Raw genomic sequence first — 8551 nt, 5'->3', positions numbered from 1 at the left:
GGATCTGCACGGTGGCGTCGAGCGCCGTGGTCGGCTCATCACGCCGAGGCGTCCAGCCGGTCCGGATTGAAGCCGGCTGCGCGCATGACATCGCGCATGCTGTTGCCCTCTTCGTCGAGATTGTCGAGTACGCCCTTGTCGAAGGTGCCGGCCACGGCGCGACTGCCCAGCAAGGTCGCCTTGAAGCGCACGCCCTCTTCTTCCGCAAAGCCGATCACCTCGATGGGAAACGGAAACCGCCGGCCTGCGCGGTGCCATGCCCCAATACATGACACCGGCAACAGGATGCCGAGATTGCCGTCGTACTTGCCGCCGTTGCGCACCGTGTCGAAATGCGAACCGGTCGCCAACGCGGGGGCATTTTCGTGTCCAGGCGTCGCTTCATAGCGGCCGATGACGTTACCGGCGTCATCGCGGCGGACCTGCATGCCGGCGGCGCTCATCCACTCGCTGAGTTGCTGTGCAGCTGCATGATGCACGGGCGTCAAATAAGTGCGCGTCATCATGCCGGGCGCTTCCGTATGGACGGCAAGCACATCGGCGCGCCGCATGATCTCTTGCCCGCAGGACCGGTATTGCTCTGGAACAGTTTTCACGGCAGTCTCCTTTTGAGGCGATCAGGATTGCATATTTTTATTGTATTCACAAATTGTATGCAATATAGTGGGCTTGTTCCGGCGCGTCAAAAGAATTTTCAAACAACGGCCGCAATTGGCAAAGGAACAACAGCCGGAGGAGCGGCTGCGCAGTGCAACAAGTACAAGTACAAAAGCTGAATCCAAATGCAGCGGCATGCCCTTATGCAAGCGCATATAGACGCATACAGGCGCCCATCCAGAACCACACCAGGAGACCAAGGTGAATCGATTCTTCAAATCTTTGTTCGGGCAGGTTGTCATCGCCCTGATTGCCGGCATCGTCGTCGGCCTGTTCTATCCCGATTTCGGCCAGAGCCTCAAACCGCTGGGCGACGGCTTCATCAAGCTGATCAAGATGATCATCCCGGTGATCGTGTTTTGCGTCGTGGTGCAAGGAATTTGCGGCGCCAGCGACCTGAAAAAGGTCGGCAGCGTCGGCATCAAGGCCATCATCTACTTTGAAATCGTCACCACCATCGCGCTGCTGCTCGGCCTGCTGCTGGCGTTCGTGTTCCAGCCCGGCGCCGGCATGAACATCGACCCGACCAATCTCGACGCCAGCGGCTTGTCCAGCTATGTCGAGACTGCGAGCAAGGTCAAGGGCACCAGCTTCGCCGACTTCATCATGAAGCTGATCCCCGGCACCATCGTGAGCGCATTCACCTCCGGCGACGTGCTGCAGGTCTTGCTGATCTCGGTCATCTTCGGCTGCGCCCTGCTGCTGATCGGCGACAAGGGTCAACCGACCGTCTCGCTGATCGCTTCGCTGTCGGAAGCCTTCTTCAAGTGCATGGCTTTCATCATCCGCCTGGCGCCGCTGGGCGTGTTCGGCGCGATCGCCTTCACGGTCGGACGCTACGGCATCGGTTCGTTGAAGCAGCTCGGCATGCTGGTGCTGCTGTTCTACGGCGCGGTGATCTTCTTCGTGGTGGTGGTGCTGGGCGCGATCTTGCGCACCTCCGGACTGAGCATCTTCAAGCTGATCGCCTACCTGCGTGAAGAACTGATCGTGGTGCTGGCGACCGCCTCGTCCGACAGCGTGCTGCCGCAGATCATGAGGAAGCTCGAGCATATGGGTATCAAGAAGTCGACCGTTGGCCTGGTGATCCCGACCGGCTATTCGTTCAACCTCGATGCGTTCTCGATCTACCTGACCATGGCCGCCGTGTTCATCGCGCAAGCCACCAATACGCACCTGGCGATGGGCGACCTGCTGATGATCCTGGCGATTGCCCTGATCACCTCCAAGGGCGCCCATGGCGTGCCGGGCTCGGCCATCGTGATCCTGGCGGCGACGCTCACCACGATTCCGGCGATTCCGGTGGTCGGCCTGGTGCTGGTGCTGTCGATCGACTGGTTCATCGGCATCGCCCGTGCGCTGGGCAACCTGCTCGGCAACTGCGTCGCCACCGTGGTCGTCGCTACCTGGGAAAAAGACATCGACAAGACCCGCGCCCGCGCCGTGCTGAACGGTGAGATTCCGGCAGCAGCGTTTGAATAACTTACGGGACTAAGGCCGCAGGATGGATGGCGAAAATACAGAGGTACAATTCGGTGTCTTGCCCGAATTCGCCCAACACAGCGCCTCCCACAACAGAACCATCCATCCTATGACCGAAGCAGTACTCCCTCCCGACAGTTCAGAAGCGATTGCACGCGATATCACCATTGCCATCGCCGAACAGCGTCTTCCGCCCGGAGCAAAACTTCGCGAAGAAGCGCTGGCGCGCGTCTACCAGGTCAGCCGCACCAAGATCCGCGCGGCCCTGGTCATGCTGGCGAAAGACAAGCTGATCGACCTGATTCCGGACAAGGGCGCCTTCGTCAGCAAGCCGACAGTGGAAGAAACGCGCAACATATTCTTCGTGCGTCGCACGCTGGAAGCGGCCATGGTGAGGGAATTCGTCGCGCGTGCGACGGCCGCGGACTATGCCGTGCTGGAAGCCCATCTGCGTGAAGAACGCCGCGCCATTGAGGAAAACAATCCGCAGGTCAGGTCGACCCTGTTGAGCGACTTCCATATCCTGCTGGCGAACATCGTCGGCAACGAAGTCCTGACCGACATCCTGGTCAAGCTCGCCGGCCGCAGTTCGCTGATTACCATGCTGTACCAGTCAACCCGCGACGCCATCTGCTCCACCGAAGAACATTGCGACTTCATCGCCGCCGCCAAGGCCGGCAAGGTCGAGGAAGCCGTCGAGCTGATGCTGCATCACCTGCACCATGTGGAACAGGCGCTGGAATTCGACACGCCGTCCGACCCCAAGCGCGATCTTGCCAAGGAACTGTTGCTGTAGCTGCTGCAGTTTTCCCCTGACTTGCGCGAACATGCGCAAGCTCGCCGCATTCACTCCCGCCTTATACGAAAAACGATTTAGCACCGCCCGAAAAGCCGCGTCATAACGGCCTTTCCGGCGTTGTGACGCCACTGCATTTCTACGCATATCGAATCTCGAATTACTTCGTTCCCAGGTCTTGGCAACGCGACTTAGACTCGCAGCACCTCATCGATCAAGACCTGTTATGACAACTCCATTTCCCGGCGTCGCACCATCCCCGGTCGCGGCGGTCGGCAACATCGAGATCCGCGATCTGTCGGTGCGCTTTGCCCAAGGCGGCCAAAGCGTGCAGGCGGTGCAAGGCGTCACGCTGGACGTGCGCAGCGGCGAATTCGTCAGCGTCATCGGCCCGTCCGGCTGCGGCAAGTCGACCTTGCTGAACCTGGTCGCGGGCTTCGTCGCTCCGACAGAAGGCAGCGTCAGCCTGGACGGCAAGGCCATCACCGGTCCCGGCGCCGATCGCGGCGTGGTGTTCCAGCAGTATTCGCTGTTCCCGTGGAAAAACGTGCTGGCCAATGTCGAATTCGGCCTCAAGTTGCAAGGCATCGACAAATACGCGCGTCAGCAGCGCTCGCGGCAGTTGCTGCAACAGGCGGGGCTGGCCGGGTTCGAAAAATTCTATCCGGCGCAATTGTCGGGCGGCATGAAACAGCGCGTCGGCATCATCCGTGCCCTCGCCGCCAATCCGCGCATCCTGCTGATGGACGAGCCGTTCGGCGCGCTCGATACACAGACCCGCACAATCATGCAGCAGCTGTTGACCGATCTATGGCAGACGCTGGGCATCTCGGTGCTGTTCATCACGCACGATATCGACGAAGCAATCTTCCTGTCGGACCGCATCTATGTCATGACGGCGCGCCCCGGCATGGTCAAGGCGGTGGTGCCGGTGGCGTTGAAACGTCCGCGCCTGGCCGACGTCGTCCTGAGCAAGGAATTCCTTGATATCCGCGCACGCCTGCACGGACTGATTGCCGACGAGAGCCTGCAGTCGTTCCGGAGCGAATCCATTGCTCCGGCGCCGCAACGCATTGCCGCCTGAGCTTCCTGCATTCATTCATTAATCCAACAACAAAGGGTATCTGCATGCAACACCACATTGGTCGTTTTGTATTGACGGGAGCCGCCATCCTGTTGGCGATTTCCTCCGGCTTCACCCACGCTGCGGACAAGATCCGCCTGGCGCAAAACCTGGCTCCGATCTCCGGCCTAGCCATCATCGCCAAGCAAAAGAACCTGTTTGAAAAATACGGCCTCGACGTCGCGGTAAACAATTTCACCAGCGGCCGCCAGGCGCTTGAAACCGTACTCGGCGGCGGCGCCGACATCGCGACCACGGCGGAAGCGCCGATCACCGCGGCAGCGCTGGCGCGCCAGAAGATCGCCTTGCTGGCGCGCATGGAGTATTCCGACGACAAGACCCTGGTCAACAAGTCTGCGGGCATCAACTCAACGGCCGATCTCAAGGGCAAGCGCATCGGCTACACCGTCGGCACCGGCGGCGAAATCTATACGCTGACGCTGCTCAGGAAAGCAGGCCTGACCAGGAACGACGTCACGCTGGTCAACCTGCGTCCGCAAGACATGGTGGCGGCGCTGTCGACCAACAGCATCGACGCCTACAACACCTGGGAGCCGCACATCAGCAACGGCAAGAAGGCGCTCGGCGACAAGGTCAGGGAACTCGACACCAAAGGCGTCTACGCCGAGACCTTCAACCTGGTCGTGACCGAGGAATATTTGAGCAAGAACGAGAAGACCGTGACCGCCTTCCTGCGCGCGATATTGGATGCAGAACGTTTCCTGAAGGCCAACCGCGATGAAAGCATCACCATCATTGCCGCCGCAACCGGCATGAAGAAGGAAGAACTGGCCGAGATCTGGAACGATTACATCTTCGAACTGGTGCTCGACGAACGCGTCTTGTCGACGCTGAAGAACCACGCCGAATGGCGCCTGGAATCCGGCAATGCGCCGACCGGCGCCACCCTGCCCGACTTCCACAAGTTCATCTTCGCCGCGCCGCTGAAACAGGTTGCGCCGGAGCGCGTCAAGATCCCGGGCCTCTGATCAGCCATGCGTATCCCCGCTGAACAATGGGCCAGGCTGCTGTCGATACCGGTCTTCCTGGCAATCTGGCAGTTGGTGGCCGGACTTGAACTGGTAAACCCGCTGCTGTTCCCTCCGCCGACGGTGGTCGTCAAGGCCTTCTTCGACTATATGCTGCATGGCGACGGCGTCGCCGGGCCGGCTGGAGCATCGCCCGCGTGGTGATCGGCTACAGCGTCGGCGCGGCGGTCGGCGTCGTCATCGGTGTGCTGACCGGCGGCAGCGCCATCCTGTCGGGATTGCTGACGCCGATATTCCAACTGTTGCGGCCGATTCCGCCGATCGCCTTCGTGCCCATCGTGATCGTCTGGTTCGGCCTGACCGAGCTGGGAAAATGGTTCCTGGTGTTCTGGGGCGTATTCTTCACGGTCTGGCTGGCCACCCACATGGGGGTGCAGCGCGTGACCGAAACGCTGGTTCGTGCAGCGCAAAGCCTGGGTGCGACGCGCTGGCAATTGTTGTGGACCGTACAGTTGCCGGACGCCTTGCCGGTGATTTTCGTCGGCCTGCGCACCTCGCTCAGCATCGCGTTCTACACGCTCGTCGCGGCCGAACTCGCAGGCGCCTATGCCGGCATCGCCTATCGCCTCGAAGTCACGCAGCAGAATATGCAGATCGGTCACATGATGGCCGGCCTGCTGGTGCTCGGCTTCATCTCCACGGTATCAGACCGGCTGTTCCAGTCGGCCTCGCGACGCCTTTTGCATTGGTCCACCTGAGGCCGTCTCCCATGAATAAACCACTCGACTTGTCCGCGCCTGAACTGCAGACGCTCAGCTTCGATTTCCCCACACTCTCTGCCGCTTATCGCGACGGCCTCTCGCCGCTCGCCTTGGTGGAAGAAGTCCATCGCCGCATCCGGGAACATCGTGATCGGCACATCTGGACCTACCTGATTCCGCAGGAGCAACTCATCGAACAAACGCGCAAGCTTGAACAGGCGGCCGCGCACGGTGCATCGCTGCCCTTGTTCGGCCTGCCCTTCGGCGTCAAGGACAACATCGATGTCGCAGGACTGCCAACCGGCGCAGCCTGCGCCAGTTTCACCTACACCGCCACGCGTACGGCTCACGTCGTGGAACGCCTGCAAGCGGCGGGCGCGATCCTGATCGGCAAGCAAAACATGGATCAGTTCGCCACCGGACTGGTCGGTATCCGCTCGCCGCAAGGCTATTGCCGCAATCCATTCAATCCGGACTACGTGCCCGGCGGCTCAAGCTCCGGTTCCGCGGTCGCGGTCAGCACGGGACAGGTCAGTTTCTCGATCGGTTCGGACACCGGCGGCTCGGGACGCGTGCCGGCGGCGCTGAACAATATCGTTGGCCTGAAACCGACGCCGGGGCGCGTCAGCAGCTACGGTTTCCTCTACTGCAACCGCAGCTTCGACGTACCTCCGGTGTTCGCGCTGACCAGCGAAGACGCCTACGCCGTGCTGGATCAAATCGAAGGCTATGACGCACGCGACATCTACTCCGTGAACGTTCCCCGCGAAGAACCGCCGGCGCGCCTGCCCAAACATTTCCGTTTCGGCCTGCCGGCTGAAAAATACCTGAACTTCTTTGGCGACCAGCTCGCCGAGGCGCAGTTCGAAACATCCGTACGTCGATTGATCGACCTCGGCGGCGAGGCGATGGAAATCGACTTCGAACCGTTCGCCGAAGCCGGCAAGCTGGTCTTCAACAGCGCCTTCATCGCCGAACGCTGGCTGACCTACGGCGCCGCCGCAGAACCTGCCGATCCCCACGTCCATCCGGCCGTAAGGCTGGCGATCCTGGCGGCGAAACGCTACAGCGCCGCCGACGGCTTCGACGCCGTCTATGCGCTCGAATCGCACAAGCGCAAGGCCGCACAGGAGCTCGACAAAGTCGACATCCTGGCGTTGCCGACGGCAGGAACCGTCTATCGGATCAAGGACGTCGAAGCCGATCCCGTCGCGCTCAACGCCAACCTCGGTTATTACACCTACTTCGCCAATCCATTGCGGCTGGCGGCGATCAGCGTGCCCGCCGGTTTGCGCAGCGACGGCTTGCCGTTCGGCCTGTGCCTGCTCGCCAGGTCCTTCGAAGATAAACGCCTGCTGCCGTATGCGCAGGCCTTCCACGATGCCGTCGGCGGCAAGCTGGGCGCCACCGGCCATGCCTTTCACGGCGCTGCGCCAGGCATCTCGGGAGTACCCGCATGAGCAAGCCTGCGTTGAGCTGGAAAGAATGGGGACGGCTGGATGCCGTCGCTCTGGCAGAACTGGTGCGCACGCGTCAGGTCAGCGCGGCCGAGACCGTCGCACAGGCCGTCGAAGCTGCACGGCTGCTCGAGCCGCAACTGGGCGCGGTGCTGGAAACCTTTGACAACATCACATCAGCGCCCTCGGCCGACGGCGCCAATCCCGACGGGGCGCTGTGGGGTGTGCCACTGTTCATCAAGGATCTCGGCTCGACCATCGGCGGCCGTCTGGCCGAAAACGGCTCGGCCCTGAACAAGGACAAGCGCAGCGCGCGTACCGATCCGCTGATCGCCAACCTGCATCGTGCCGGCCTGATTTCGGTCGGCCGTTCGACCACGGCCGAACTGGGCATGACCTACGACACCACGACCACCTATCGCGGCCTCAAGGTCACGCGCAATCCATGGAATCCCGACTACACGCCGGGCGGCTCCTCGGGCGGCAGCGCCGCGCTGGTTGCGGCCGGCGTGACACCGCTGGCGCATAGCACCGACGGCGCCGGCTCGACCCGCATCCCGGCCAGCCTGACCGGCCTGATCGGCCTCAAGGTGTCGCGCGGCCGCCTGCCCTTGCCGTGGAGCTTCAACGAATACGGCAACGCCACCATCGGGGAAGGAACGTTCTCGCGCACCGTGCGCGATACGGCGGCTTTCCTCGACGCAGCGGCATCCGATTACCCGGCCGGCAACAGCTTCGTCTCAGGCAAATCGCCGACACATACTTTTGCCTCAGCCTTGCAACGCGCACCCGGCAAGCTGCGCATCGCGCGCGCGCGCACGCGTGAGGTTGCCGCTGCACTGCAAGAGCTCGGCCATGAAGTCGAAGAAATCGACGACAGCATCATCACCGACTGGGACCGTTTCTGGCCTTCGTTCCGCACCTTCTGGCTGGGCATGCGTCCGGCCATGTGGGGCCTGCCGTATGAAGACGGCATCCCGCCCGAGCTGCTGGAACAGTTGGCGCCGATGACGCGCAAGTTCTGGCTCAACGCCCAACGTTACGACAAGCGCGACGTCCTGCGGCATCAGGCCGGCAACAATGCGCATGCCTTGCGTCTCGGTGAATTCTTCGGCAAATACGACGCGCTGCTGGCGCCCGCCTTCGCGATTCCCGCACCCAAGGCCAACGGCCCGTTTTCGCTGGCCAATGACCGCGACTTCGACGCTTACATCAATGAACTGCTGGATGCCGGACGCTACGCCATCCCCGCCAGCGAGGCTGGTCTTCCCGCCGTCAGCCTGCCG

Annotated in this window: 8 protein-coding genes and 1 pseudogene; 8 read left to right on the top strand and 1 reads right to left on the bottom strand. The window is 61.9% G+C overall.

All coding sequences use genetic code 11. The features are described from left to right. Nucleotides 1–44: 44 nt before the first annotated feature. Nucleotides 45–551 (bottom strand): annotated as a pseudogene (locus HLUSI_RS27845) (Zn-dependent hydrolase); the annotation flags it as partial. Between the two features lie 307 nt (nucleotides 552–858). On the opposite strand from HLUSI_RS27845, the gene HLUSI_RS0109415 reads away from it, so the two are divergent. From HLUSI_RS0109415 to HLUSI_RS0109385, 8 genes are all read left to right on the top strand, one after another. Further along, nucleotides 859–2139: a C4-dicarboxylate transporter DctA gene (locus tag HLUSI_RS0109415; RefSeq protein WP_016833729.1), complete on the top strand. Its 1281-nt coding sequence runs from the start codon at nucleotides 859–861 to the stop codon at nucleotides 2137–2139. Nucleotides 2140–2248: 109 nt separating this feature from the next. Further along, nucleotides 2249–2935, top strand: a complete 687-nt coding sequence (locus tag HLUSI_RS0109410) for a GntR family transcriptional regulator (protein WP_029363323.1) — start codon at nucleotides 2249–2251, stop codon at nucleotides 2933–2935. Between the two features lie 226 nt (nucleotides 2936–3161). Beyond that, nucleotides 3162–4019, top strand: a complete 858-nt coding sequence (locus HLUSI_RS0109405; protein WP_016833727.1) for an ABC transporter ATP-binding protein — start codon at nucleotides 3162–3164, stop codon at nucleotides 4017–4019. A gap of 44 nt (nucleotides 4020–4063) precedes the next feature. Next, complete coding sequence (locus HLUSI_RS0109400) at nucleotides 4064–5047, top strand: ABC transporter substrate-binding protein (RefSeq protein ID WP_040503316.1); 984 nt, start codon at nucleotides 4064–4066, stop codon at nucleotides 5045–5047. Between the two features lie 6 nt (nucleotides 5048–5053). Further along, nucleotides 5054–5251: a hypothetical protein gene (locus HLUSI_RS33695; RefSeq protein WP_202946935.1), complete on the top strand. Its 198-nt coding sequence runs from the start codon at nucleotides 5054–5056 to the stop codon at nucleotides 5249–5251. After that, complete coding sequence (locus HLUSI_RS27840; protein ID WP_202946934.1) at nucleotides 5245–5805, top strand: ABC transporter permease; 561 nt, start codon at nucleotides 5245–5247, stop codon at nucleotides 5803–5805. Before HLUSI_RS33695 ends, HLUSI_RS27840 begins: the two co-directional genes overlap by 7 nt. An 11-nt stretch (nucleotides 5806–5816) precedes the next feature. Next, on the top strand, nucleotides 5817–7268 hold the full coding sequence (locus HLUSI_RS27835; RefSeq protein ID WP_050977673.1) for an allophanate hydrolase: 1452 nt from the start codon (nucleotides 5817–5819) through the stop codon (nucleotides 7266–7268). Then, nucleotides 7265–8551: amidase (locus HLUSI_RS0109385; protein WP_016833724.1), on the top strand; the 1287-nt coding region annotated here is incomplete at its 3' end. The genes HLUSI_RS27835 and HLUSI_RS0109385, both read left to right, overlap by 4 nt.

This window comes from Herbaspirillum lusitanum P6-12 (assembly GCF_000256565.1).
In the GTDB taxonomy this organism is placed as follows: domain Bacteria; phylum Pseudomonadota; class Gammaproteobacteria; order Burkholderiales; family Burkholderiaceae_D; genus Herbaspirillum; species Herbaspirillum lusitanum.
The sequence above is the reverse complement of the archived record's forward strand: the minus strand, read 5'-3'. Positions and strand labels throughout refer to the sequence as shown.